The 25,407-nt window shown below is 68.7% G+C and carries 15 protein-coding genes and 4 pseudogenes; 8 read left to right on the top strand and 11 right to left on the bottom strand.

The features are described 5' to 3' along the window. Positions 1 to 27: 27 nt before the first annotated feature. Positions 28 to 1,326: pseudogene (locus tag ACX25U_RS20555) on the bottom strand (condensation domain-containing protein); the annotation flags it as partial. Between the two features lie 190 nt (positions 1,327 to 1,516). Between ACX25U_RS20555 and ACX25U_RS20550 the strand changes: the two are divergent. Both ACX25U_RS20550 and ACX25U_RS20545 read left to right on the top strand, forming a co-directional pair. Beyond that, positions 1,517 to 3,394 carry a non-ribosomal peptide synthetase gene (locus ACX25U_RS20550; protein WP_454382167.1) on the top strand — a complete coding sequence of 626 codons (1,878 nt, stop codon included), beginning with the start codon at positions 1,517 to 1,519 and terminating at the stop codon, positions 3,392 to 3,394. Continuing rightward, entirely contained in the window at positions 3,391 to 4,206 is an 816-nt protein-coding gene (locus ACX25U_RS20545) for a hypothetical protein (RefSeq protein WP_454382166.1), read from the top strand. Before ACX25U_RS20550 ends, ACX25U_RS20545 begins: the two co-directional genes overlap by 4 nt. 486 nt (positions 4,207 to 4,692) lie before the next feature. Here the strand turns inward: ACX25U_RS20545 and ACX25U_RS20540 are convergent, their stop codons facing one another. The 3 genes from ACX25U_RS20540 to ACX25U_RS20530 all read right to left on the bottom strand — a co-directional run bounded on the left by ACX25U_RS20540 (position 4,693) and on the right by ACX25U_RS20530 (position 6,950). Continuing rightward, positions 4,693 to 5,160, bottom strand: a complete 468-nt coding sequence (locus ACX25U_RS20540; protein ID WP_073948500.1) for a type II toxin-antitoxin system VapC family toxin — start codon at positions 5,158 to 5,160, stop codon at positions 4,693 to 4,695. Continuing rightward, positions 5,150 to 5,419: a type II toxin-antitoxin system Phd/YefM family antitoxin gene (locus ACX25U_RS20535; RefSeq protein WP_073948499.1), complete on the bottom strand. Its 270-nt coding sequence runs from the start codon at positions 5,417 to 5,419 to the stop codon at positions 5,150 to 5,152. The genes ACX25U_RS20540 and ACX25U_RS20535 overlap by 11 nt, the downstream gene beginning before the upstream one ends. A gap of 481 nt (positions 5,420 to 5,900) precedes the next feature. Beyond that, on the bottom strand, positions 5,901 to 6,950 hold the full coding sequence (locus ACX25U_RS20530) for a tyrosine-type recombinase/integrase (protein WP_454394395.1): 1,050 nt from the start codon (positions 6,948 to 6,950) through the stop codon (positions 5,901 to 5,903). Positions 6,951 to 7,090: 140 nt separating this feature from the next. Here ACX25U_RS20530 and ACX25U_RS20525 point away from each other — a divergent pair, with 140 nt between their 5' ends. Then, positions 7,091 to 8,803: an IS1634 family transposase gene (locus tag ACX25U_RS20525; RefSeq protein WP_454382165.1), complete on the top strand. Its 1,713-nt coding sequence runs from the start codon at positions 7,091 to 7,093 to the stop codon at positions 8,801 to 8,803. An 86-nt stretch (positions 8,804 to 8,889) separates the two neighbouring features. Here ACX25U_RS20525 and ACX25U_RS20520 read toward each other — a convergent pair. Further along, a pseudogene (locus ACX25U_RS20520) lies at positions 8,890 to 9,471 on the bottom strand (site-specific integrase); the annotation flags it as partial. 182 nt (positions 9,472 to 9,653) lie between these two features. Between ACX25U_RS20520 and ACX25U_RS20515 the strand changes: the two are divergent. Further along, complete coding sequence (locus ACX25U_RS20515) at positions 9,654 to 10,259, top strand: hypothetical protein (protein ID WP_454382164.1); 606 nt, start codon at positions 9,654 to 9,656, stop codon at positions 10,257 to 10,259. Between the two features lie 307 nt (positions 10,260 to 10,566). Here ACX25U_RS20515 and ACX25U_RS20510 read toward each other — a convergent pair. From ACX25U_RS20510 to ACX25U_RS20500, 3 genes and pseudogenes are all read right to left on the bottom strand, one after another. Continuing rightward, positions 10,567 to 11,860: pseudogene (locus ACX25U_RS20510) on the bottom strand (ISL3 family transposase). Positions 11,861 to 12,497: 637 nt separating this feature from the next. Beyond that, the gene (locus ACX25U_RS20505) at positions 12,498 to 13,745 is read right to left on the bottom strand and encodes an IS256 family transposase (protein ID WP_454382163.1); all 1,248 of its coding nucleotides are present in this window, start codon (positions 13,743 to 13,745) and stop codon (positions 12,498 to 12,500) included. A gap of 126 nt (positions 13,746 to 13,871) precedes the next feature. Next, positions 13,872 to 14,291 (bottom strand): annotated as a pseudogene (locus ACX25U_RS20500) (DDE-type integrase/transposase/recombinase); the annotation flags it as partial. Positions 14,292 to 14,477: 186 nt separating this feature from the next. On the opposite strand from ACX25U_RS20500, the gene ACX25U_RS20495 reads away from it, so the two are divergent. After that, positions 14,478 to 15,161 carry a hypothetical protein gene (locus tag ACX25U_RS20495; RefSeq protein WP_454382162.1) on the top strand — a complete coding sequence of 228 codons (684 nt, stop codon included), beginning with the start codon at positions 14,478 to 14,480 and terminating at the stop codon, positions 15,159 to 15,161. Between the two features lie 786 nt (positions 15,162 to 15,947). Further along, positions 15,948 to 17,669, top strand: a complete 1,722-nt coding sequence (locus ACX25U_RS20490) for a PA14 domain-containing protein (protein WP_454382161.1) — start codon at positions 15,948 to 15,950, stop codon at positions 17,667 to 17,669. Positions 17,670 to 18,696: 1,027 nt separating this feature from the next. Here ACX25U_RS20490 and ACX25U_RS20485 read toward each other — a convergent pair. Next, on the bottom strand, positions 18,697 to 19,587 hold the full coding sequence (locus ACX25U_RS20485; protein ID WP_454382160.1) for an NAD(P)H-binding protein: 891 nt from the start codon (positions 19,585 to 19,587) through the stop codon (positions 18,697 to 18,699). A gap of 295 nt (positions 19,588 to 19,882) precedes the next feature. Here ACX25U_RS20485 and ACX25U_RS20480 point away from each other — a divergent pair, with 295 nt between their 5' ends. Next, the gene (locus tag ACX25U_RS20480; protein WP_454382159.1) at positions 19,883 to 20,485 is read left to right on the top strand and encodes a TetR/AcrR family transcriptional regulator; all 603 of its coding nucleotides are present in this window, start codon (positions 19,883 to 19,885) and stop codon (positions 20,483 to 20,485) included. A 309-nt stretch (positions 20,486 to 20,794) separates the two neighbouring features. On the opposite strand, the gene ACX25U_RS20475 is transcribed toward ACX25U_RS20480, so the two are convergent. Both ACX25U_RS20475 and ACX25U_RS20470 read right to left on the bottom strand, forming a co-directional pair. Continuing rightward, a complete protein-coding gene (locus ACX25U_RS20475; RefSeq protein WP_454382158.1) occupies positions 20,795 to 21,766 on the bottom strand; it encodes a diacylglycerol/lipid kinase family protein in 972 nt (323 codons plus the stop codon). A 350-nt stretch (positions 21,767 to 22,116) separates the two neighbouring features. Beyond that, on the bottom strand, positions 22,117 to 22,809 hold the full coding sequence (locus tag ACX25U_RS20470) for an HdeD family acid-resistance protein (protein WP_454382157.1): 693 nt from the start codon (positions 22,807 to 22,809) through the stop codon (positions 22,117 to 22,119). Between the two features lie 845 nt (positions 22,810 to 23,654). Between ACX25U_RS20470 and ACX25U_RS20465 the strand changes: the two genes are divergently transcribed. Then, positions 23,655 to 25,376 (top strand): protein kinase domain-containing protein, encoded by a 1,722-nt coding sequence (locus tag ACX25U_RS20465; RefSeq protein ID WP_454382155.1) that lies wholly within the window; start codon positions 23,655 to 23,657, stop codon positions 25,374 to 25,376. Positions 25,377 to 25,407: the final 31 nt, after the last annotated feature.

Below are 25,407 nucleotides of genomic sequence, written 5' to 3'. Positions count from 1 at the left end.
CAGGGCCAGCACTCGGTCGCGCTCGTCCGTGGTGAGCAGGGGTAGCAGGCCCACGCGCCGATCGGGGTCCGCCACGACGCCTTCCAGGAGGGTCCGGTAGTTCCCAGCCAGCCGCTCGACAGTGGCACGGTCGAAGAGGTCCGTGGCGTACTCGAAGGAGATCCGCGTCTCGTCCCCGACAGTGCGCAGCGTGAGGGTGAGTTCGAACTGCGTGGTCTCCCGGGGGACCGTCAACCGCTCGACGCGCAGGCCGGGGAACTCGGGCACCGTCGGTGGGTCCTCCACCGAGATCATCGCCTGGAACAGCAGAGGACGTGCCGTGTCCCGCGGCGGCGCCAGTCTGGCCACTAGGTTCTCGAACGGCAGCTCCTGGTGGTCCATGGCGTCGAGGACTGTGCCACGGGCGGTCGCCAGCACGTCCCGGAACGTCCGGTGCCCGGTGATCTCCCCGCGCAGAACCACGGTGTTGACGAAGCAGCCGATCAGTTCCTCCGTGTCCGCCCGCACCCGGCCGGAGACGGGCAGGCCCACGGCGATGTCGCTCTGCCGGCAGCAGCGCGCGAGGAGTACCTGGTAGGCGGCGAGGAAAAGCATGAACGGCGTGACGCGCTGCCGACGGCTGAGCCGCCGCAGGCCCGCCGCCAACGGCCCGGGCAGGGAGAGGGCGACCCGGGCTCCGCGCGAGGAGGCCGGCGGCCGATGAGGGCGGTCAGTCGGCAGGGCCAGCGGCGGGACGTCCCGCAAGGTCTGGCGCCAGTAGTCGAACTGGCCGTCCAGGGCACCGCTCTCCACCGTTTCCCGCTCTCTGCGGGCGTGATCGGTGAACCGGTACCGCAGCTCCGGGAGGGGATTTGGGCGTCCGGCAGTGAACGCGCCATACAAAAGGGCAAGTTCACGCCAGAGAATGTTGAGCGACCAACCGTCACATATGAGGTGATGGAGGGTCAGCAATCAGACGTGGTCTTCGGGACCCAGGCGTAGCAGCGTGGCCCGCAGGGGCGGTGTCGTGAGGTCGAAGGGTGTCGCGGCGTCCTTTGCCGCCAGTCGGCGCACCTCGTCAAGCCTGGCAGCCGCCAGCACGTGCGTGAGGTCGACCAGGGTGGGTCCCCCGCTCAGCGGTTCGACGGCCTGGCCGGGCCCACCCGTCGTGACCGGGCTCATCGAGGTACGCAGGGCCGGGTGGCGGCGCGTCACCTCGACGAAAGCGGCGGAAAACGCCTCGATGTCCAATGGGCCGTGAAACCGATAAGCGGCCGACAGGTTATAGGCGGTACTGGCCGGATCCACCTGGTGCAGAAACCAGAGGCGTTCTTGGCTGAAAGACATTGGATGGCAAGGAGTTTCGGAAGCGGAAAGCGGGACAGGAGGAGCGAACTCTTCGAGTCGGTCGGGTCGGTGGGATCGGTCACGGTGCTTGTCGACGCCACGCATTGATCTCTCCTTGTGATCAGCCGTCGCCCGGACCTAGATTGACGGATGGTAACGGACACATTCGTGTGCCGGAAGGAGGGATGTGATGACAGCCGCTCCGCCCGGAGCGCCCGACTCCTCGTCGACACTGCCGGTTTCCTCCCCCGTATCGGTCGGGGAGTTGTTTTCCCAGCAGGCCGAGAACTCCCCCGAACTACCTGCGGTGGAGTACGGCAGCCACCGCTGGAACTACGCGGAGCTCGCCCGGCGGTCAAAGCGAACGACCCGTCGGCTGCGGGAACTTGGCTTGCGGCGAGGTGACGTGGTCTCGGTGACCGGACCCCGTACTCCCGAACTCATCGCCGCGATTCTCGCCGTATTCATGGCAGAAGCCGTGCTGCTGCCCATCGACCCCCTGCTACCCGCCGCACGACGAGAACTCATGGAAAGTCTGGCCGCGGCACACTGGCGAGTACGTGTGGGACACGGGAACTCCACGATCGAACCCGTGGCGAAGGGTTCCGGTGGAGGCTGCACGGCCGAAGAACCGGCTCCGGCGGCTGAATTGGCAGGGCAGGCCGGTTACATATTCCTCACATCCGGTACGACCGGCACGCCACGGACCGTGCTCGGTTCTCACCGCGGGCTGAGCCATTTTCTCCAGTGGCAGCGCCACGAGTTCGGCGTGGGCCCTGGGGACACGTGCGCGCAGCTCACCCGGCTGTCCTTCGACGTGGTCCTGAGGGATGTGCTCCTGCCTCTCGTCAGCGGCGCGACCCTGTGCCTGCCCGAGCGGGGCGAGGACCTCGCCCCCGACGACGTCGTCCCCTGGCTGGAGAGCCGACGGATCTCGCTCGTCCACGCCGTACCGACCCTGGCACACCTGTGGCTGTCCGACGCCGGGCCACGGGTGGGGGCTCCTCTGCGGGTCGTCTTCTTCGCGGGGGAACCGCTGAGCGGAGCGCTGGTCGACCGCCGGCGGTCGGTCTTCCCCGCGACCGAACGGGTCGTGAACCTGTACGGCCCGACGGAGACGACCCTCGCCGTGTGCAGCCACGTCGTCGACGACCCTGCCCCCGCCGGAGCGCAGCCGCTCGGCCGGCCGCTGCCTGGCGCCCAGGTGCTGATCCTCGACGAGCACGGCAACCTCTGCGCGGCGGGGCAGCCCGGAGAGATCGCCATCCGCAACCCCTTCGGCAGCCTGGGCTACCTCAACGATCCGGAGGAGACCGAGCGCCGTTTCGTACCCGGTCCCGCCGGTGACGCCCGGCCGGGCCGCGTCTTCCGTACCGGAGACCGGGGCCGCTGCGGAGCCGACGGCCGGGTGGAGTTCCTCGGGCGGCTCGACCACCAGGTCAAGATCCTCGGTGTCCGGGTACAGCCGGAAGAGGTGACCGCCGCCCTGCTGAGCCATCCCGGCATCTCGGCCGGAGCCGTCGTCGCGCACACCGACCCGACGGCGCAGACCCGCCTGGAGGGTTACTACGTACCCCTGACCGGCGACCAGGCCCCGACACCCTCCGAGGTCCGCACCCACCTGCGCGCTCTGCTCCCACTGCCCCTGGTACCGGCCACCCTCACCGCCGTGGACCGGCTGCCGACCACACCCCGCGGGAAACTCGACCGGGAGGCGCTCCGGCGCATGGCCGAGGACTCCCCGGACACCGCGCAGGCCCCGCCCTCCGGTCCGGTGGAGGAGGCACTGGCCGAGATCTGGGCCGAGGTCCTCGACCTCGCCACCGTGAACCGGAATGACGACTTCTTCGAGCTCGGCGGTCACTCTCTGCTCGCCGCGAGAATGTTCTCGCGGGTCAAGCAGCGACTGGGCGTGCGGATCGGACTTCGGCAGCTGCTGAAAGCCCCGGAACTCTCGGAGTTCGCCGAATCCGTTCGGCGAACGGTCGCGGGAGCGACGCACGAGTCCTCGATACGACGTCTGCCACGCCCGGGTCCGGCCTCTTCCCGGAGGGACAGTCAGCCATGAACGAGACACTGCGCGTCCAGGCGCGGGAAACCGACGCCAACGAGATCGCCGCACTCCGCGACTGGCTGGCCGCGCTGGACCCGGGAGTGGCGGCGGAGTTCGGAGTCCGCGCGGAGTCCTTCGGCAACGCCTTCGCCCTGCTGGCCCCGGGAACCGAAACCGTGTTCTTCAACCGGGTCGTCGGTCTGTCCGTGCTCCAGCGGCCCAGCCGCGCCCTCGTGCACGACATCGCGGACTTCTTCCGCGGCGCCGATGCGAGATTCATGGTGCACGTTCCCGAGGAGGCCGCCCGCACCGAACTCCCGGACTGGCTGAGCGAGGAAGGGCTGGAGCCCCAGGGCGAATGGATCACCCTGCGACGTGGCGCCGAGCCGGCTCCGCCGCCCTCCACCGATCTCCGCATCGGGAGCGTCGGCCCCTCCCACTCCACCCGCTTCGCCGAAACCCTGTGCACCGGCTACGGCATGCCCGACGAATGGGCACCCCTCTACGAAGGGCTCGTCGGACGCCCCGGCTGGCGGCACTACATGGCCTGGGACGGTGGCCTGCCCGTCGCCACGGCGTCGATCTTCCTCCAGGGAGCCCGAGCATGGTGCGGCAACAGCGGAACCCTGCGTCGCTACCGGCGCCGAGGAGCGCATACGGCACTGTCCCGACAGCGACTCAAGGACGGCCTGGACGCGGGGTGTGCGTTGTTCACGGGCGAGACATGGCAGCAACCGGGACGCCCCAACCAATCCCTCAGGAACCACACCCGTGACGGCTGGCAGGAGGTCTACCGACGCGTCAACTACGTCTCGGCCGACGAGTGACGGGCCCTCTCGACGGCCTTGCGGATACGTCAGCACGGCTTCGCCGGGTCGCCACGCCGCGGGTTGGTGCTCTGACCGGGAAGGTTCGCCGGGTTGGAGGTCACGTTCGCGGAGGGGCGGTCGCTGCACGACTGGCAGGACGTCTCGCCCCTGCCGACAGGTAGAGTCGGCTGCCGCCCCTTCGGGCAGACCTCGCCGGAACGGATTCAGCACACATGAGGTTGGGAAACCCCGTGAACACGCGAGAACTACGGAGGGGCGTTTTCCCAGGCCAGCCACCTGTTGGCTGACGTTTCCGCAGGTCGTAGCCCCGCCCCGGGAAAACTCCTGAAGCGGGTGTCGCAGGTTCGAATCCTGCCGGGGGCACTGCGGCCAGGGCCGGTTCGATGGGCTTGGCCCCCTGAACCGGCCCTACTGCGTGATCGCGTCCGTGTCGCGCTCGCACCACGAAGTCCGTTGTGCTCCCACCGACCCGGCGCCTTGGCATCAGCCGTCGTGGGGCACCTTTGGACGGGTGACCGGTACGACGGTGAGGAGGTCGTCCAGGCCTTTGAAGTCGTCGGGGTTGGTGGTGAAGAGGGGAAGGTCCTCGGCCACGGCGATGGCGGCGATCATCAGGTCGGCCACCCGGCGGCGCGGCTTACGGCCCGCACTGATCACCGCGGCGCAGATGCGACCGTAGATGCGGGCTGCCTCGGCGTCGAAGGGAATGGGGTCGAACTCGTTCTCGGCGCGTTGCAGGACGTCGAGCCTGCGGGCGCGTTCGGCGTGTTCGTCGTAGCCGCTCTGTTCGTCGTTGCGGCGCACCTCGTGCGGACCGGCGGACAACTCGGCCAGGGTGATGGCGGTGATCGCCATTTCGTCCGGCAGTTCCTCGGGGGCCACCCACCGGCGCAGAATCATGATGTTGGTGTCGAGGAGTCCCTGCGCGTACGTCGAGCGGTCAGCGGGCATAGGGATCGTCCAGGTAGGCGTCGGCCGTGGCGTCCTGGTCGGCGCGGAACGTGTCGAGGTCGATGGCGGGGGCGGTCCTGGACATCGCGGCGAACTCCTGGCGGGAGACGAACCGACGGCGTCGCCGCAGAGGGACGAGCTGACCGATCGGGTGTCCGTCACGGGTGACGGTGAACGACTGGCCGCCCTGTATGGCGTCCATGATCTCTCGGGACCGGTTGCGCAGATCCCGCTGGGTGATTTCGGGCTGAACGCTCATACCAACCACGGTAGCACTCGGTGCTACTGGGTAGCACTTCACGCCGAAGGCTTGCGCTGACAAGCCTTCGGGCGCGAACCCAGCAAGCGACCGGGGCGGGCCGGCGGTCGTCATGGGCGGCCTGAAGCGCTCCGGCAGGCGTGCACTGCATCGGCGCGGCCCAGACCGTGACACGAGTGGCAGGACTTCTCACGTCTGCGGTACAGGGCCGGTGGGTGGCCGTCTCGCGGGCAGCCCCCGCCGGAACGGATTCAGCACACATGAGGACGGGAAACCCCGCGAACAAGCGAGAACTACGGAGGGGTATCTGACCAGGCCAGCCGTCCTGCGGTCGACGTTTATGCAGGTCACGGACCTGACCAGGGAAAACTCCTAAAGCGGGTGTCGCAGGTTCGAATCCTGCCGGGGGCACCAGGCACAACGGCCCGGGCCGATCATGGTCCGGGCCGTTGTGACGGCAGCAATTGACGGCAGTCGCCTCTCAGGCGGCCGGCAGACGGTGCTTGAGCAGCCGATCCATGTGGCTGATCGCCTCCCGCCGGGTGTCGTGCACGACGTGCGTGTACACGCCCATCGTGATGCTGATCTGGCTGTGCCCCAGGATCTCCATGATGACCCGTGGCACGACGCCGGCCGCCGTCAGCAGCGTGGCGCAGCCGTGCCGCGCATCATGCAGTCGGACCACCCGCAGCCCGGCATCGGCCGCGACACGAGTGAAGGACCGGTGGACGTTCCGCGGCTCGACCGGCCGGCCGTTCCGCGTGGCGAAGACGTAGCCGGTCTCGGACCAGGCGACACCTGTGCGCGCGAACGTCTCCCGCTGCCGCAGCCGGTGCCAGCGCAGCGGCGCGATGCACAGCGCAGGCATCGGCACCACACGGCTGCGGCGGCTCTTGGGGTCGTCGTCGTAGAGCGTTCCCCTACGGCGCTGGGTCTGTTGACGGACGTGCAGTACACGGTTGTCCAGGTCCACATCCGACCAGCGCAGACCCACCAACTCCCCGCGCCGCAAGCCCATGGCGATGGCCAGGACAAACACGGCGTACAACGGGTCACTTCGCGCAGCTTCCAGGAAGGTCAGCGTCTCTTCCAGTGACCACGGGCGGATCTCCCGCTGCTTCACGCGCGGCGGCTCCACCAGCGAGGCGACATTCCGCGTGATTAGTTCTTCGCGCACGGCCGCCGTGAGCGCCGTGCGTAGCACCCGGTGCGCTTCCTTGGCGGTCGCGGCGGTGTGGATGTTCTGCATGCGGGTGATGAAGCGGCGCACGTCCGCGACGCTCAACGATTCCAGCCGCTTGGTGCTGAGCTTGCGGCGCGGCTCGATGTAGTGCTCCAGCCAGTACGGCAGCCACTCGGAGAGCTTGGCGGAACGGGTGGGCGTCGGGATGCCCTGACGGTCGCGACGTACCAACTCCTGACGCTTGGTGTCGCACTCCTCCCACGTGCTGCCGTAGACGGTCTTGCGCTTGCGGGTGCCGTCGGGCTGGGGGACGTACACACAGGCCTCATACCCCGGATTCGACGTAATTCGCGGGTTCTAGAGGTACTGCGGGGTTGAAGGCGCAGGTCATCGGGCTGCGAAGGGCTCGGACGTTCGGAAGCGCCTAGAGACGCGACTTTCCTGATTTGCCTGCGCTGGCCTGCTGCTTCGCCTTATCGTCTGGAGCCGTGTATGTGAAGACGACGAAGCGGGAGAACAAGTCCGGGACGGTCCGGTACCTGCATCTGGCCCACAACGAGTGGGATCCGGTGAAGGGGCGGGCGGTGCCGAAGGTGCTGTTCTCCTTCGGCCGGGAGGACGACCTGGACCGCGACGCGGTCAAGCGCCTGGTCGCGTCTCTATCGAAGCTGCTGGACCCGGGCGACGCCCTGACCGCGACCGCAGCACCGGACCTGGAGTTCACCTCCTCGGTGCCGTTCGGCGGCGCCTACGCGCTGGACCATCTGTGGCGCCGACTTCGGATCGACCAGATCGTGGGCCGGGTCGGGCAGCCCAAGCGGGGTCGCCGCCGGGACATGACCGCGACCGAGCGGGTGCTGTTCGCCCTGGTCGCCAACCGCGCACTGGCCCCCTCCTCGAAGCTCGCGGCAGCGGACTGGATCACGAACGACGTGCACATCGACGGCCTGGCCGAGACCGGCGAACAGACCTGCTACCGGGCGATGGACTGGCTGCACGAGGTGAAGGACGACCTGGAGAAGCAGGTGTTCGACGAGGTCGCGAACCTGCTGAACCTGGAGGTGGACCTGCTGTTCTTCGACACCACCAGCACCTACTTCGAGCTGGAGGAGCCCGACGAACCGGTCGCCCGCGACGACACCGGCCACAAGCTTGAGGACGGCCAGGCGGGCGGCGACGCGAAGCAGGCCGGATTCCGCACCTACGGCAAGTCGAAGGACGCCCGCGACGACCTCCCGCAGATCGTCATCGGCATGGCGGTCACCAGGGACGGCATCCCGGTGCGCTGCTGGTGCTGGCCGGGCAACGCCTCCGACCAGACCCTGATCCGCCAGGTCAAGGACGAGATGCGGGACTGGACCCTCTCCAAGATCGTGTGGGTGGCCGACCGCGGCTTCTCCTCCGCCGAGAACCGCCGCTACCTGCGCAAGGGCGACCACGCCTACATCATCGGCGAGAAGCTTCGCTCCGGGAGTCCCGAGGTGCAGGCCGCCCTGTCCCGGCAGGGCCGCTACCAGGACGTCGGCGAGAACATGCGCGTCAAGGAGGTGCGGATCAGCGACACCGACCGGTTCGTCATCTGCCACAACCCCGAAGCGGCCGAGCGCGACCGGCACATGCGCGAACAACTCGTCGCCCAGCTGGCCGACTTGATCGCTGACACCGACAAGCTCAGCGAGTTCAAGCGGGGCGAACTGCGCGGGCGGATCACCGACAAGCCCGGCCTGAACCGCTACCTTCGCGCCACCCCGGCCGGCAAGCTCCGCATCGACCAGGCGAAGATCAAGGCGGAGGAGAACCTCGACGGGAAGTACCTCCTGCGCTGCAGCGACCCCCACCTGAGCGCCGAGGACATCGCGCTGGGCTACAAGCAGTTGCTGGAAGTCGAGCGCGGCTGGCACGACATGAAGCAGATCATCGACCTGCGGCCCGTCTACCACCGGCTCGAGGAACGTATCCGAGCCCACGTCATCCTGTGCTGGCTCGCTCTCCTCCTCATCAGGATCACCGAGACCACCACCGGCAACACCTGGCCGCACATCCGACGCGAGCTCGACCGCCTCCACCTGGGCACCTTCACCGGCCCCACCGGAACCTTCCAGCAGGTCACCGCCCTGACGAAGCCCCAGCGAGACCTGCTCGCGAAGCTGCAGATCCCCGTCCCCAAGCAGGTCATCGCGCTTCAGCCCGCGCCTCGCTGACCAGCCGAAACGCGACCGCCTAGAGAAACGCCCTCCAGGCGGACCCACGCACGTCCGCCCAGGTCAGATCCCAGATTCGCCCCTCCAGGCCGCCGAATTACGTCGAACCCGGGCATGTGGCTCATGGCTTCGCGCTGGGTGTCCTGGACGACGTGGGTGTAGACGTCCATGGTGATGCTGATCTGCGAGTGGCCCAGGATCTCCATCACGACGCGGGGCGCGACTCCAGCCGCCGTGAGGAGGGTCGCGGTGCCGTGGCGGGCATCGTGCAGACGGATCACGCGGAGGCCGGCGGACTGGGCGATGCGGGTGAAGGAGCGGTACAGGTTGCGCGGCTCGACCGGGCCGCCGGTCCGAGTGGTGAAGACGTACGCGAACTCCTGCCACTTCTCCCCCGCCTTGGCCCGGGCGGCTGTCTGCCGCATGCGATGCCAGCGCACGGGCGCGATGCAGAGCGCGGACAGCGGAACAGCACGGCGACGGCGGCTCTTCGGATCGTCGTCGTAGAGGACACCGCGGCGGCGCTGCGTCTGCTGGCGGACGTTGAGCACCCGGTTGTCGAGGTCGACGTCCGACCAGCGAAGCCCGACGATCTCTCCTCGGCGGAGGCCCATCGCGATGGCGAGCACGAAGGCCACGTAGAGCGGGTCTTTGCGAGCGCGCGACAGCCGGGCGCTCAACCTGCCCGGACTCTGAAAACTCCACCAACTCTCACCACAAAGGGCTTGTCAGCAAACTGACGGTTCCTCATGAATGATCGAGGCTAAGCTCCGGTGCCGCGCGAGGGCAGATACACCCAACCCTTCGGCATACACCGCCGATCGCGAGTCCGATGTTCGGGAGGACACTCATGGCAGAGCAGGATCCGAAAACCCAAGCAGAACACACCGTGACACCGCACGCGCCGCAGCCGGCCGAGAGCGGCCCGACGACCTGGCAGTCAGCGCTCGAGACCGACGGCGTTCGCACGGCCGCTGCCGGCCTCGGGGCGTTGCGGCTGGCCCGGCGGGAGCCCGGCGGGGCAGGCGAGTCCCTGCGTGGCATTGCGCTCGCCGTCGGTTCGGCGGTCGCCCTGGTCGTGATTAACCTGATCCTGTCCTCGTTCCGGGATGCCGGCTGGGTGCAGGTCTTCCGTGGGCTGCTCATCGTCCTGATCGCCGGCGTGCTGATCGGCCTGATCCGGGCGGTGCGTGGGCTGGCGCGTGCCCGGATGGCGGTCTACGTCTACGACTACGGCGTGGTTGGCACGGCCCGGCGCGGCATCAGGACGATCCGCTGGGACCAGGTAACCCAGATCGTCCTCTTCTCCAACGAGGGCATGCACATAGTCGCGGAGGAGCGGCCGATGATCATACCGGCCACTGTGGTCGGCGGAGGAACGGCGGACAGAGCTGAGTTCCTGAATGCCGTCGTGCCGCCGCTGGAACAGCGGGGCGTCGAGGTTCTACGATTTTGACCGTCCTTGCGGACGCCGTCATCCAACGGCGCCCACGGCCCATGTCGCGAGCGAGCGGGTCACTGGTGTGGGGCCAGGCGGCTGGCCGGCTGCGCCGCCTTCGCGGGCGGATGGAGAAGTGGCAGTCCGTCCTGGAGGTCACCAGCTGGCTTGAGTTCCACAACAGTGCGCAGAGCTGCCGCTGAACTCATGAGGCAGCAGGCGTTGAGCATCCTCTCGGAGGTGGGTATGCCGGAGGAGGGGTACAAAGACCTCGACTGGTGACGTTTGCAGACCGGAAAAACGGCTCTCCTGCCGTATGAGTGGGTCACTCTGTGGTGGGTTGGCGTCCGGGGAGGGTGGGGCGGGGGCCGGCAAGGGTGAGCATGACGAGGGCGATGATGGCGTCGGCGCTGTGGAAGCCGAAGCCGCGGCGGATGATCAGCCGGGTCTTGGTGTTGGTGGACTCGATCAGTCCGTTGCTCATGCCGGTGGTCAGCGCGGCGCGGATTGCCTGGTGGTGGCGGCGGATACGGCGTTGGAGGTCGACGAAGACGTCGATGCGGCAGCGGCGGGCCCAGCCGATCCACCGGTCCAGGGCCTGCAGAGCGGCGGTGGGGCGGGACTTGGCCAGGGAGAACACGGCCCGCAGTGCCTCCTTCAGGCGCCAGGCGCGGTGCAGGCGCGGATTGGTGGCGGCGATCCAGGCAAGTTTCGCTGCCTGCCGGTCGGTGAGGTCGGCTTCGTTCTTCCACAGGGCGAAGCGGGAGTCCTTCAACGCCCGGGCCCGCTCGGGGTCCTGGGCCTGGCGGCGGGCGCGGTTCCAGCTCGCGCGGCGTTCGGCATCCAGGGCGTCGGTGGCCCAGGCGATGACGTGGATGGGGGTACCCCCGGGCGAAGCCTGGGGGAGGGTCCATGACGCGCAAGGCCTGCGTGGCCCGGTGTTCAAGGACGTCGGCGATCCAGGCGGCGCCGTCAGCGCTGATGTGCGTCAGACGGGCAGCGCGGTCGGCGCCGAGCTGGTCGAAGAAGCGGTGCAGGACGTCCTTGCCGTGCCCGTCGGCCATCCATACCACTCTCGCGGTGTCGTGGTCCACGACGACCGTCATGTACTTCTGCCCCCGGCGGTGGCTGATCTCATCGATGCCGATCCGGCGCAGCCCCAAGAGGCGGTCGACGGACCGGTCGCGGTCGGCGACGTACCGCTCGACGATCGCGCCGATGGTCCGCCAGGACGTGCGCATCAGCTGCGCGGCTGCACTTTTGGAGCACTCGGCGGCCATCCATGCCGCCTGCTGGTCGAAGGCGTGGGTATGCCCGGCGCCGTGACGGGCCCAGGGCACCGCGGCGACGGTCGTCCCGTGCTCGCGGCAGGTCACCCGCGGCGCCTGGGCTTCCAGGAAGACGCGCGGCACCCCGTGGTCGAGGTCCCGCCACCGGCGCCGTCCCCGCCCCGCGTCGTACCGGGGCGCCGGGCGCCGGCACCGGCCGCACCGCTGCCGACGGCGCGTATCGGGCCGTACCGACACGATCACACACTGTTCGTTCTCGTCGATCCGGACGCCCTCGACCACCGTGTGTTCGGCCGTCAGCGTCCGCTTCCATATCCTGAAGAGGGACACGCCGTTTTCCTGCTTGATCCAACTTGAGCCCAGAGACCTCAAGCCTGGCAGGAGACGGCGTGTTTCCCGTATCAGGGCAGGTCAGAGCACCCACTCATACGGCAGGAGAGCCCCTTTTTGACCCTGCATGGGAACGCGCCGTCGGGCAGCGTCCTCTGTGGGAACGTCGCCGCCGTCTTCCGTGGGAACGCCGGACGTCTCCTCCGGTGCCCGGGTGACGTCCCGCCGCGCCGGGCCGGGCCCCGGCGGTGTCAGCGGGGTTGCTTTGCGGTCCGCCGGCGCCTGTCTTCTCGGTGCCGCAGGCGGCGAGCGCCAGAGCGGCGAGAGCTGTTATCGCGAGCGTGGGGTGCGGGCGGCGCGGGGAGCGGGCAGCCGTGCTGGTCGGGGCAGGGGTTCGTCTCATGCGCCAAGCCTCCGAGCAAGCCACCGCCTCCACGTGAGTGTGCGTACTCACGTGAGTAGGGGTATTCGCTCAAACTTCGATGAGATGAGACAACCGGTGCTGCCGGTTCTCGGAAACTCTCGCAGGGCCGCGTTGTCCGCGCTGGTGCCGACCGCACCCATCGACCGGGAAACCCCGAGCTGGTCGCAGAGGTCGGCGAAGAGTAATTGTCAAGACTTGTGGGTGAGTTGAGGTTCAGGCGGCTTCGAGGTTCTCGACGAGGTGGCCGTTTTCGAAGCGGGCGCCGGAGCGGACGAGGGCGACGAGGTGGGGTGCGGTGACCGCCCGCCAGCGGGCCTGGGCGGCCTCGGCGAGCTTGAACACCATCGCCAGGGCGGCGGCCGGGCTGCCCGCTCCTCGGGTGACCTTCGTCCGCAGCCTGATCGTGGAGAACGTCGACTCGATGGGGTTCGTGGTCCGCAGATGGATCCAGTGCTCGGCGGGGAAGTCGTAGAACGCCAGGAGCTCGTCCAGGTCGTCGGTGACCTTCTTCACGGCCTTGGGCCACTTCGCCCCATAGGTCTTCTCGAACGCGCGGGCCGCCTTCTCGGCGTGGGTGCGGTCCTCGGCGTTGTATATCTCCTGCAGGGCCTTCTTCGCTCCGGGCTGCGCGGACTTCGGCAGCGTGTTCATGACATTACGGGTCTTGTGGACCCAGCACCTTTGGTGCCTGGCCTGCGGGAACACCTCCGCCAGGGCCCGCCACAGGCCCATGGCGCCGTCGCCCACGACGAGGGCCGGATCGCGCATGCCCCGGCGGCGGCAGTCCCGCAGCAGGTCGGCCCACGACTCCGTCGACTCCCGCAGCCCCTCGGCCAGCGCGATCAGCTCCTTGGTGCCGTCCAGCCGCACGCCCATCAGGACCAGGACACAGGAGTGGGCCTGGCCGAGGCGGACCTTGGGGTGGACGCCGTCGGCCCACACGTAGACGTAGTCAGTGCCGGACAGGTCCCGGTTCTGGAAGGCCGTGTGGTCGTCCTGCCACTGCTTCGTGAGCCGGTTCACGGTGGCCGCCGACAGGCCGGCCGCGGAGCCGAGGAACTGCTCAAGGGCGGGCACGAAGTCCCCGCTGGACAGCCCGTGCAGGTAGAGCAGCGGCAGGACCTCGCTGATCTTCGGGGACTTGCGGCACCAGGGCGGGAGGATTTTCGAGGAGAACCGCTGCCGTTCGCCGGTCGCTTCGTCGACGCGGCGGTCGTTCACTCGCGGGGCGCGGACCTCGACCGGGCCGGCGGCCGTGGTCACGGTGCGGGGGCGGTGGTGGCCGTTGCGCACCACCAAGCGCCGCCCGCGTTCGTCCCGCTCGGCAGCCAACTCGGCTATGTACTGGTCGACTTCTGCCTCCAGCGCGGCGGCGAGCATCCGGCGGGCGCCTTCCCGCACGATCTCGTCGATCAGCGAACCGGTAGCGGTGGAGCCGTCTTCGTTGACTACGCTGAGCACGGGCGTGCCTTCCCGACCCGCGCTGCGAACGCGGGCCTGACTTGGTGACCGATACAGGATCATTCGGGAAGGTACGCCCTTCGCGTGCCGTCCCGAAGACCGATCCACAAGTCATGAGCATTGCTCGTCGGCGAAAGCCCGGGATCCGTACTGGGTTCCATGATCGGAGTGGAACACCGAGCCGTCCAGGCCGCCGCGGGTGCGGGCGGCCGTCCGCAGCGCGTCGGCGACCAGGCCGGTGCGCATGTGGCCGGCGGTGGACCGGCCGACGACCTTGCGGCTGAAGCAGTCCAGCACGGTCGCCAGACAGAGGAACGCCCCGCCCGCGAGCGGGAGATACGTGATGTCGCCCATGTATTTCCGCCCCGGCCCGGTGGCGGTGAAGTCCCGCTGGAACAGGTCCGGAACCTGTGAGGCTGCCGGGTCCGGGACGGTGGTGCGGACACGTCTGCGCAGGCGGATGCCGGTGATGGAGAACGTCCGCAGCACCCGGGCGATCCGCTTCTCGTTGACCCGCAGCCCCTTCTCCCGGAGTCCGGCGGTCAGGTCACCGCCGTCGGGCCGGCATGGGCTCCCACAACTCTTCGTGATCACGTCACTAATTTGTGACAGCGCTGTCCTGGAACGAAGGCGCCGGGAACCCTTCGCCTCGCAGCCCCCTCATAGTGATCGGGTGACCACCGAGAGTCAAAACGGCTTCGGCTTCAACCACTGTTTCCCAAGGGGGATTTCATGTCCGGCAACCGTCGCAAGGCCTTACTCGTCTCCGCAGCTATCGTGGGCGGCGCCATGCTGCTGACCGCATGCCAGGACGGGGACGCGGCCACGGACACCGGCGCCGCGCAGAGTTCTTCGTCCGCCACCCCCGTCGGTGATGCGGCCACCCCGTCCGGCTCGACGGCCGCAAGCAGCGGCCAGAGCACCGACAAGAGCTCCAACGCAACGGGCAAGGGAACCGAGAACGCAGCCGGCTCCGGCGCCGACACCGGCAACGGCAACGGCAAGCGGGAACCGGTCGAGCAGAGCTGCGGCGCCAACGACATCTCCTGGAGCACCAGGTCCGAGACCCAGGCCGGCGGATACATCCTGATCATCGCCAAGGCGAAGCCGGGGATCACCTGCTACCTGCCCGCCGCGCTTCCGACCGTGGCGTTCGGATCCGACGGCACCCAGGCGGGTCCCGCGGAGCAGGCCGTCGGCAAGCAGATCAAGCTGAGCGGGAGCACCACCGCCTACGCCGGGGTGAACCCGAAGACCACCAAAGGAAACGGTGGCAAGGAACTGGACTCCATCATCGTCGGCGTCGGTGACGACGACCCCCACCCGGTTTCCCTGCCGGTCGGCACCATCACTGTCGAAGACCCGATCGTCACCAACTGGCACACCGCCCCGGCGGACGCCGTTCCCTTCAGCTGAACGGACCCGCAGCTCGTGATCCGTGCTTGAACGGCTTGGCGCAGGCAGCGGCCGGGCCCGGGATCGGGCCTGATGGTGGCGCCGCCAGGCGAACCGGCCGAGCCGATGGACGGCGTCCAACGGCGGCAGCAGGCGAGTTCGCCACTGCTGCGGCCGTGATGCGGTACAGCAGCGAAGTACAGCAACCCCAGCAACCCGCAGCGCCCAACACCGTCTCGCACAGCCCGTACGGCGGCCTGTACGACCTCCAATGAACGATCTCTGCAGAGCTACGGATCAGAAGGTCTCTGACATCTACGGCTGACATCAACGGCGCCGGACGGAGGCACACACCAGCGGCTTCGTCCGGCTGTCGCACCAGTCGACGGCAACGGTCGGTGCGGGCGGGAATCGAACTCTAAAGCGGGTGTCGCAGATTCGACCCCTGCCGAGGGCACCGTATGTGGCCTGCTGTCACTGCCCCGCGATCATCGGCCGCGGGGCAGTGGCAGCGGGTCTTGACGGCAGTTTCCTCTGCCGGTGTCGCTTGAGCAGGCGGTCCATGCGGCTCATGGTCTCCCGACGGGCGTCTCGGACGACCCGAACTGGCATGAATCGACACCCTCCGCCTGAGGACACTCGTCACCGGCGGCGACCGTAAACCGCTTGGCCGTGCAACCACAGGCTGCTCTCATGTATCCCACTTCTCGTACGACTGTCCGAGGGACGGTCACACGCTCAAAAGGGGATGCAGTGAGCAGTGTCGGAAGATCCCGTTTGGCCGCCGCGACCGCGGTGGTGGTCGCGATGACGGGCACTCTTGTCGCGGTCGCCACCTCTCCGGCGTCGGCGGCGGCCTGCGCGACGAACACCTACACCCGGCAGTTCTTCGCGAACACCGGCTTCTCGGGCGCGCCGAAGCGCACGGACTGTGACACCGCGATCAACGAGAACTGGGGCACCAAATCGCCCGGGGTCCCCGGCGTCGGCAAGGACAACTTCGGCGTCCGCTGGCAGATCACCCGCGACTTCGGCTCCGGAGGTCCTTTCGCGTTCACCGCCTCCGGCCAGGACGGCATCCGCGTGTACCTCGACGGCGCGCGCAAGATCGACCTGTGGAAGAACGGGTCCAGCACCGTCTCCCGGACCGTCAACCTGACCATCCCCCGCGGCACCCACACCCTCCGCATCGACTACGTCAACTGGACCGGTGCCGCCGCCGTCAAGTTCGTCTACGCGCCCCGCACCGGCGCCACCGTGGACCGTGTCGCCCCTCTCACACCCACCGGGGCGAAGGTGGTGTACGACAAGGGCACCGACTCCGCCACCTTCTCCTGGGCGCCCAACAAGGAGATGGACCTCGCCTACTACCGGGTCTACCGGCAGACCGCGGTGGGTGACTGGGCCCCCATGGTCTTGACCGACAGGACCGCCTGGACCGACACCAAACTGCCCCGCGACGGCAAGCCCATCCGCTACTACATCCGCGTCACCGACCGCGCCGGGAACCTGTCCGAGAGCACACCCTTCCTGACGGTCACCCCGGTCGACACCGTCGCCCCGACGGCACCCGTCATCGCCGTGTCCCACATGGCGAACACCCCCAGCTCTCTGAAGATCAACTGGGACGACCGGACCGAGGAGGAGATGAGGATCGGCGGCACCATCAGCATCTACCGGTCCACCGGCGACACCCTCGGCGACAGCCCCGAACTCATCGGCACAACGTCGAAGGAGTCGTCGCCGACGTCGGCCTACGCGTACGTTGACGAACTGCCGGCGTTCGACGGCACCACCTACACCTACGCCGCCGTGGTGACCGACGCCGCCGGCAACGCGTCCCCGATGTCCGCGCCGGATTCGGTGACCCCCGACAGCGTTCCCCCGGCCCCGCTCACCGGCCTGACCGCCACGCCCCGCGCCGACGGCGTCCTGCTGAGCTGGGACGCCCCCACCGAGAGCGGCCTGCGCTACGCCGCCACCCGCGTCGTACGGCGGCCGGACGGCAGCACCGGCTACGACAGTGACGGGTGCTCCGACGCCGTCGACCCCAGGAAGTCCACCGGCCTGCCGAACGCAATGCTGTGCGCCGGACCGGCGGACGGCGAGACGGTGACCTTCCTCGTCGTAGCGATCGACCAGTGGGGCAACCACATCGGCCTCGACCTGGCCACCACCGTCACCACCACCGAACTCGACAACAGGCCCGACGACGCCCTCGGCGAGGACTCCGGCGCGCTCACCGTCCTCAACCCCGACGACGTGACCAGAACCGGCCGCTTGGAGTGGGCCTGCTCCGACAAGACGGCCTGCGCCGGCATCACCGAGTACCGCGTGGAGCGCTGGAACGTGGCCACCAGGACGTACGAACCGGTCACCTCCGTCGCCGCGGCCCCGGACCGCATCTACCGCGCCCTCGTGCGCCTGCCGCTCGGCGAGACGTCGTACTTCCGGATCACCGGCATCCTCACCAACGGCACACCGGCCGCCGTGGTGCACTACTCGGCGGCCAGGGGCGACTACGTGTGAGCCCCGGGAACCGTGCCGACGACTTCGCGGCGGTGACACGGGTTCTGACCGAGGCGGATCAGCAGGACGTCTGCGGCGGACCTTGATCGCTCGGGGAAGCATTGTCATGCGCGCAGCGGCGACGAGGGCCGCGACCTCAAGGTCGCGGCCCTCGTCGCGCTGAACATCGGCCACCGCGACACCGGGGTCGACGAGCGCCTGTCGAGGGGAAACGGCCATCCGGCCCTCATCATTCGGCTCTGCGCCACGGCGCACCGGGGCAAGTGCGCCGGCGATCCGCACCCATGACTCAGAGTGAGGTGCCGCTCCAGCTCCACGAATCGTCATGGGCCTCCCGCAGCAGGACGGCGAAGACGTCGCGTGCAGGGCGCGGGCCGCCAGCTGCTCCTCGGATGACTTTCATCCAGAACGGATTCAGCACACATGAGGCCGGGAAACCCCGTGAACACGCGAGAACCACGGAGGAGTGTTTTCCCAAGCCAGACACCCTGTGACTGACGTTTCCGCAGGTCACAGCCTAGCCCAGGGAAAACTCCTAAAGCGGGTGTCGCAGGTTCGAATCCTGCCGGGGGCACAACGCATTACCGCTCTGACCTGGGGGTTTCTCCCCCAGGGAGTCGCTCTGGTCGGCCTCGGACTCCTCGTCCGGGGCTGTTTGCGTGAGCGGTGCGTGAGTGGTGCGTGAGCGGACGGGGAGTTGATCTCCTGAATATCACCCAACGCCGCCGCCAGCAGCAACAGCGTCTGCGTGTCCGTGGGACAGCGGCGCTCGCGCACTCCGTAGTCGCCGGCGTTCCCGAACCGGTGAGCCAGGCAGTCACACGGAGGAGCGGCCGAAGTGGGCTCCGCCTCCGCGATGCCGTAGAACTGCGGCAACAGGGCCTCCTGGACAGCTCGTTGACGTAGACACGCTTTGAGCTACCAAGAGGCCCTGCTCTCCTGCACGGCAGCTACTGCAGTCATCCGATCGAGACTCCTGTTCGACCGACGACCCTCAAGATCGGAACGACAGCGACTCAGGCGAAGATCAGGTTGATGGGATTGGGCCTTGTCCGAACGCGCTGGCGTGGTCGGCGACCCACTGGGGAAATGATCTCGGCGGCACTCCGAGGATGTCGGACACCGCCGAGGTGATGAACGCGGGCCTTCCAATCGTTGCGCCCCATGCGGTGAGCAGCATGTCGACGACCGGGCGCGGCGCCTTTCCCTCCGTCTCGCTGCGGAACTCGTCCGGCGACAGCTCCTTGAACCTGGTCGGGCGTCCCAGGACGTTCCCGATCAGGTCCACCTGTGCTGCCTGGCTCAGCGACTCGGGGCCTGTGAGGACGTAGTCACGGCCGGCATGTCCGTCCCGGTACAGGGTCCGCGCCGCGACGGCTGCGACGTCACGGTCGTCGACGGGTGCGGTCTCGGCGGCGCCGTAAGGCCACCGGACGACATCGCCGGCGCGGATGGCGGGTGCCCACCAGGCCAACGAGTTCGATGCGAACATCCCCGGCCGGATGATCGTCGACTCGAGTCCGGTGGCCGCGATGAGTCGCTCGATCTCGGCGTGGAGCACCGCCATGGGATTCGGCTGCTGGAAGAAGGGGTGCGGTGTCCGGTGCGGTGACGAGAGGAAGACGACGCGCCGCGCATGGGTTGCCAGACGCTCGACAACTGCCGCAGCGGTCGTCGGCGGCGCGGTCCAGAGGAGGAAGACGGCGCTGGTGCCTCGCAACGCCCCGTCGAGAGATGTGGGCACGGTGAGGTCACCGGTGACGACTTCGACGTCGGCCGGCAGCGTCGCTGCCGCTTCGGCGCGACGCGTGAGGGCGCGGACCGGCACGCCCGCGCTGACGAGTTGGTCGACGACTCCGCGCCCGATCCGGCCGGTGGCGCCGGTGACGAGCACCGGCGGCATGTGGGTTCGTGTCATGAGTGCCTCCACGGTGTCATGGGCAGGCGCGCGGAGTGCACCATGCCGTCCTCTCGGGAGTGGATCGGGGTCATCGCTGGTCGTCGTGAACGCGGTGGGCTCGGTTCCTGGCTGCGGAAGCCGTCCCGGAGACCCTGCGACCGATCGATGATGCGCACCGCGGCACTGTGCCGGGCAAGATCAGCCGCGAGCGTCGGGCCGATGCCCGCCTCGGGAATGTCTGTCTGAGTCACTCCCGCATCAAACCGTTACCAGGTTAAAAAAGCAACCTAGTTAATAATGTTATGCTGTTCGGGTGATCGAGCCGACGGGGCTGCGCGCCCGCAAGAAGGCGCGGACCCGTGACGCCATCGCCGACGCGGCGATCTCACTGTTCCTGGCGCACGGATTCGACCAGGTCTCGGTCAGCGACATCGCTGCGGTGGCCGAGGTCTCCAAGCCGACCCTCTTTCGGTACTTCCCCACCAAAGAGGACCTGGTACTGCACCGATTCGCGGACCACCACGGTGAGGCCGCGCGCGTCGTGCGTAACCGCCAGCCCGGCGTCTCACCCATGGCGGCACTGCACCGGCACTTTCGGGCCGGCCTCGATCGGTATGAGCCCGTCACCGGCCTCAGCGACCATCCCGCAGTGGTGGAGTTCCATCGCCTGGTGTTCACCACGCCGAGCCTGACGGGACGGCTCACGCAGTACATGCTCGAGGACGAGCAGGCGCTGGCAGAAGCCCTCGACCCAGGCCCGGACATCCAGGCACGACTGAGAGCGGCCCAGGTACTCGCGGTCCAACGGGTGCTCGCCCGCACCAACTGGCAGAAGATCGCCGACGGGCGAACCGCCCGCGATGTACACCCCGAGGCTGTCACCGACGCCGACCAGGCCTTCGCCCAACTGCGATAACGACCTGCTCCTGCCACGCACGGCACTTGAGGGTTGTCGGTCGAACGCGAGCCTCGATCGGGTGACTGCAGCAACTGCCGTGCATGGCGATGGGCTTCATGGACGGCTTGTTGGGGCAGACACCCTTCGAGCTGTCGTGAGGTGTCTGCCTTCATGCGCAGCTGTTGCCACCGCCACCCGATCAGAACTCACATTCGACAAGCACCCCTCAAGATCGGAACAGCGTCAGCCACTCAAGTCCGGAAAGGCAACAGCTTCTCAAAGAACAAGCTCAGGGGCCCCATGTCGGGCCGACCGGCTGTTCAACCGTCAACCGTTGCCCCCTGCTCGCGCTGCTCCCGGGCGCCCGGGCACGCGCTCCGGCGGGATCCCCGGCCGGTCCTTCGGCAGCAGCACACGCAGGGCACCCGGCCGAATTCCGCATACGACGGGGAGAGGGAGCGTCACCGCTTCGCCGTCGATCCCCGCGTCCAGGTGCTGCACGTCACCGTGCAGCGTGATGCCGGAAGCCGACCAGACGACGACCCCTTCACCTGCCGGGCCAGGACCGCGCTTGTGTCGTCGCAGTTCGCTGCGCAGATGCCCGAGGAGGTCCGGGGGCGTCTCCGCCGGGCGTTTGAGGACGATGCCGCCAAGCAGTCCCGTGGTGAGCGAAAAGCGACGCCCCAGCCAGCGCGGTGTGGCCAGGTGGTAGGGGTTGTTGGAGATCAGCACCACCTGCGGGAACTCGACGGCCCCCCATGGGGTGTCCACGCAGGCCTCGACCCACTGCTTGCCCTTGAGGTAATCGGGTGCCACCGCAGCGAAAGCGCGCGTCTTGTCCTCCCGGTACCCGGGCTCCAGCAGGGCGTCGGCGTACATGCCGAAAGAGACGTTGTTGACGAAGACGCGCGGGCCGAGCACCCCCAGGTCCACCCGTGCAGGCTCACCGTCGACCAGGGCGCCCAGCGCCTGCGCCGGATCGCGGACGTCGAGGCCCAGGTCCCGAGCGAAGTGGTTGCGGGTGCCCGCCGGAACCACCACCAGCGGCCGGCCCGCGTCGGCGGCCACCGCGGCGACCGCCGATACAGTGCCGTCGCCGCCCGCGACTCCCAGCGCCTGTGCCCCCTCCTGGACGGCGTGCTTCGCGAGCGCTGCCGCGTCCTCATCCGCACTGGTCATCCAAACCTGGGCTCCCACGTCCTCGGCCCGCTGGACCAGGCCGTAACGAGCAGGTTTACCACCGCCCGAGCGTGGATTCATCACGATCACTACCCGGGCACGCGTCCGAGCGCCGACCATCGCCGCACCCGCTTTCGCCGCTGAGGCCGGCCTTCGGCCGACCGGTTGAAGCCGTAGGACCAGGCTGGCGGATCCCGCGCCCTCTTCGCCGGCCGGGAACGACCGCTCGGCGCGTTTTCCCTGTTCTGGGCATGCCGCCGGATCGGGGCTGGTTCTTCGGCCGGGTCGATAGCTGTGCCGGCGCCGGACGGAAGAGCTGGTGGTCTGATGGCACGGGCACGTCCTCGCTGGGAGCGGTGGCAGCCGGCCGAGGGTTTGGCCAGCGGTGGAGGCGCCGCTGAGCTTTGCGTACCGCAGACACCCTGTACGGCGGGTGCCGTACAGGCGGGGTGCCGGAGCCTTTGCCGCGATCAGCGTTGGGGATGTGGCGCGGAGTGGAACAGAGGACGCCGCTCGGCAGCAGTGCCTGGAGCGAGGCGGCCGACTTCGACCCGCGTCTTGATGGCGTGGAATACCTCAATCACCCCAAGAACTATGGCCATGATGCCCACCGCCAGGGTGAGCGCGGCAATCGAGGCGAACGGCGAGACGATCAGCACGACGCCCGCCAGCATGCTCATGATCCCGAAGAACAGCATCCAGCCACGCGCCGGCATGGCCGGGGCGGAGGAAGCCGTGGCCGTCATCATGACGCCGCGCAGCAGCCAGCTGAAGCCGATCCACAGGGCAAGCAGCAGGATCGACTGCAGGGTGCCCCGGAAGCAGATCAGCCCGAGCAGGACGGAGATCGCCCCTGTGAAGAAATGCAGTGCCCGAAGATGACCGGGAACGTGAGTGCCGAAGGCGGCGGCCAGTTGGAAGACCCCGGTGACCAGCAGGTAGATGCCGAAGAGCACGCCGACGACCCGCAGCGTCTCTTTCGGCCAGGCAAAAATCACGACCCCCAGGGCGATGGTGGCCAGGCCCATGGTGAGAAGGATCTGCCAACCCAGGTTCGTCGAAGCGCTCAGCTTTTCCGTCCCAGACTTTTCCGTCCCAGAGGTGTCTCGTGGCTCCGTGCCGCGGGGAGAGCCGGCACTCGAGGAATCGGAGGGATGTGTCACGGCGTCTCCTCCTTTCGGGAACGACGTGGCCGAATCTGATGCACCTCCATCGTCACCCGTCCAGCCCTGTATCGCCCGGCGACGACCCTCTCCGTCAGCCTTCGGTGAGACGCCCTGCTCCGGCGGATCAGCCTGTACACACCGGCCAGTACGGCTCGCACAGGCTGTCCGAGGGCCCCGCCCTCCGATGGGAGGGCGGGGCCCTTGTCGTCCCCAAGGGGTCTGCGGTGCTCACCGCTTCGACGACTGCAGCTGACTTCGGCCGACTCCCCCGCGCTCGTTGCCACGGGTTCGCGGGGCCCTGAAGCGGGTGTCGCAGGTTCGAATCCTGCCGGGGGCACCACCTACGCCGCAGGTCAGAGGGTTGACAGCCCCTCGTTCTGTTCGAACGAGGGGCCTGTTTCATGATCGGTGCCACATGGATGCCCTGGTCCTGGGGCCTTTGGCATCCACGCCTGACACCAACATGGACGAACGACGGCACCTCACGCACGCCCATGCGACAGAGCCGGCTTCTCCGAGAAAGCCAGGCCGCACCGCACAGGCCATGACATACCTGAAGTGGGGCCGTCCTCGTACACCTTCCAGCCGTCCGCGACGAGCTGCTTGGCAACGATGACGAGCCCGGCGCCCAAGTTGGCGTCGCTCCACTTCTGCCCACGCGCCTCACCCCGTCGCAGTCCACCGGAACGCGCGCGGGGACTGCGCCAATCGGTCAAATCACCTGAAACATGCGCTTCGGAGGCGATCCATCCAGTTCGGATGGAACTGTGACGTTACGGGTACCGTCCTGTAGCGGTCCGCGCGCTAGCTTTTTGGGGGGAGCGGCAGGCGGGGGGAGAAAGATGGAGTGGACTGTCCTCGGTTACCGGCACACCCGAGAACTGGGTTCTGGGGCCAGTGGGCGCGTCGTGCTCGCGCTGCACGAGGCGACCGACACGCCGGTCGCGATCAAATATCTCGGCGACGAACTGCGCGCCGATCCCGACTTCCTGGCGGAGTTCCGCACGGAGGCCCGGCTGCTGGGCGACCTCGCCTCGCCGTACGTCGTGCGGCTCTACGAGTACGTCGAGGGCCCCGAGGGCGCGGCGATCGTGATGGAGCTGGTCGACGGCATCGCGCTGCGCGCGCTGCTGCGGCAGGCGGGCGCGACCGGGCCGGAGGCGGCGCTGGTGGTACTCAAGGGCTCGCTGCTCGGGCTGGCGGCGGCGCACGCCCTCGGCGTCGTGCACCGGGACTACAAGCCGGAGAACGTGCTGGTTGCGACCGACGGCTCGTCGAAGCTGGTGGACTTCGGCATCGCGGTGCGCACCGGCGAGGACGGCAGGATCGCCGGCACCCCGCCGTACATGGCACCTGAGCAGTGGGCCGGCGAGGCGGCCTCCCCGGCGGCGGACGTCTACGCCGCCACGGCCACCTTCTTCGAGTGCCTGACCGGCAGCCGCCCCTACCCCGGCACGAACGTCGCCGAGCTGGTGGTGCAGCACACCACCGCGTCGATCCCGGACGCGCTCGCGCCGGAGTCCGTGCGCCCGCTGATCCGGCGCGGGCTCGCGAAGGACGCGCGGGAGCGGCCGCAGAGCGCGGCGGCGTTCGTCGCGGAGTTGGAGGCCGTCGCGGGGGCGGCGTACGGGTCGGACTGGGAGGAGCGCGGGCAGCGCGAGCTCGCCGCGCTGGCGGCGCTGCTGCCCCTGCTGTTCCCGTCGGCGCGCGATGTCCCGGGCTCCCCGACGGCGCTGGCGGCGACGGTGCTGGGGCCGCCCGCGCCCGACCCCGTGCCGGTGCTCCGGCGGCGGATCCGCAAGCGGCGGATCGTGTGGGGCGGCGTCGCCGGGGCGGTGCTGGTGGGGATGATCGGCGGGGTGGCATCCGGCGTGCTCGGTTCGGGCGGCCACAGCAGCGCCCGCCCGTCGGCGACGCCGCGCGGGGTCACGTCGTCCCCGGCGACGCCGCGCGGGGTCACGTCGTCCCCGGCGACGCCCGCGGCGAGCGGGACCGCCTCGGCGTCGGTGTCCCCGAGCACGTCGGCGAGGCAGACGGCCGACCGGTCGCCGACGGGCCGGTCGGCCCCGACCTCGCCGCCGACCGTTCCGTCGACGACGACCTCACCGCCGCCTTCCACGGAGATCGCCGTGCCCTCCGTGATCGGGGACACCGTCCCGCAGGCACAGAACGTCCTGACCAAAGCCGGTTTCAGCAGCGGCAACATCGCCGTCGACCCTACCTGCGACCAGAACGACCCAGGCGTCTACGCCCAGGACCCGAGCGCGAACACCAAGGCGCTGCCGTCGACCACGATCACGCTGCACGCCAGGGGCGACGACTGCCTCCAGTACGCGAACGTGTTCGGCACCAACGCTGCCGCGGCAAGGCAGGCGCTCACCGACGCCGGCTTCACCAAAGTCAGCCTCAGTCAGGCCTGTTCGCAGGGCTACGGCACGGTGGACCAGCAGAGTCCGACCTACACCGGTCAGTATCTGAAGGCCGACACGCCGATCGAGCTCACCGCGAGCTGCGCCGACCCCGTCGACTCCGGCCCCGGCGACTCCGGCCCCCGCGTCCGTTAGCCCCCGGTCAGTCGTTCCCCGGTCAGTCGTA

It is taken from the genome of Streptomyces sp. JNUCC 63 (genome assembly GCF_054366325.1).
Note: the sequence above shows the minus strand (reverse complement) of the source record. Positions and strands in the feature narration are given on the sequence as shown.

What these genes read in the sequence shown, in the direction of transcription:
- ACX25U_RS20495 (WP_454382162.1), top strand. Translation starts at nt 14,478, where the DNA reads ATGTCCGGCAACCGTCGCAAGGCCTTACTCGTCTCCGCAGCTATCGTG.
- ACX25U_RS20490 (WP_454382161.1), top strand. Translation starts at nt 15,948, where the DNA reads ATGACGGGCACTCTTGTCGCGGTCGCCACCTCTCCGGCGTCGGCGGCG.
- ACX25U_RS20485 (WP_454382160.1), bottom strand. Translation starts at nt 19,587, where the DNA reads ATGACACGAACCCACATGCCGCCGGTGCTCGTCACCGGCGCCACCGGC.
- ACX25U_RS20540 (WP_073948500.1), bottom strand. Translation starts at nt 5,160, where the DNA reads ATGCCCGCTGACCGCTCGACGTACGCGCAGGGACTCCTCGACACCAAC.
- ACX25U_RS20515 (WP_454382164.1), top strand. Translation starts at nt 9,654, where the DNA reads ATGGCAGAGCAGGATCCGAAAACCCAAGCAGAACACACCGTGACACCG.
- ACX25U_RS20550 (WP_454382167.1), top strand. Translation starts at nt 1,517, where the DNA reads ATGACAGCCGCTCCGCCCGGAGCGCCCGACTCCTCGTCGACACTGCCG.
- ACX25U_RS20545 (WP_454382166.1), top strand. Translation starts at nt 3,391, where the DNA reads ATGAACGAGACACTGCGCGTCCAGGCGCGGGAAACCGACGCCAACGAG.
- ACX25U_RS20535 (WP_073948499.1), bottom strand. Translation starts at nt 5,419, where the DNA reads ATGAGCGTTCAGCCCGAAATCACCCAGCGGGATCTGCGCAACCGGTCC.
- ACX25U_RS20465 (WP_454382155.1), top strand. Translation starts at nt 23,655, where the DNA reads ATGGAGTGGACTGTCCTCGGTTACCGGCACACCCGAGAACTGGGTTCT.
- ACX25U_RS20475 (WP_454382158.1), bottom strand. Translation starts at nt 21,766, where the DNA reads ATGGTCGGCGCTCGGACGCGTGCCCGGGTAGTGATCGTGATGAATCCA.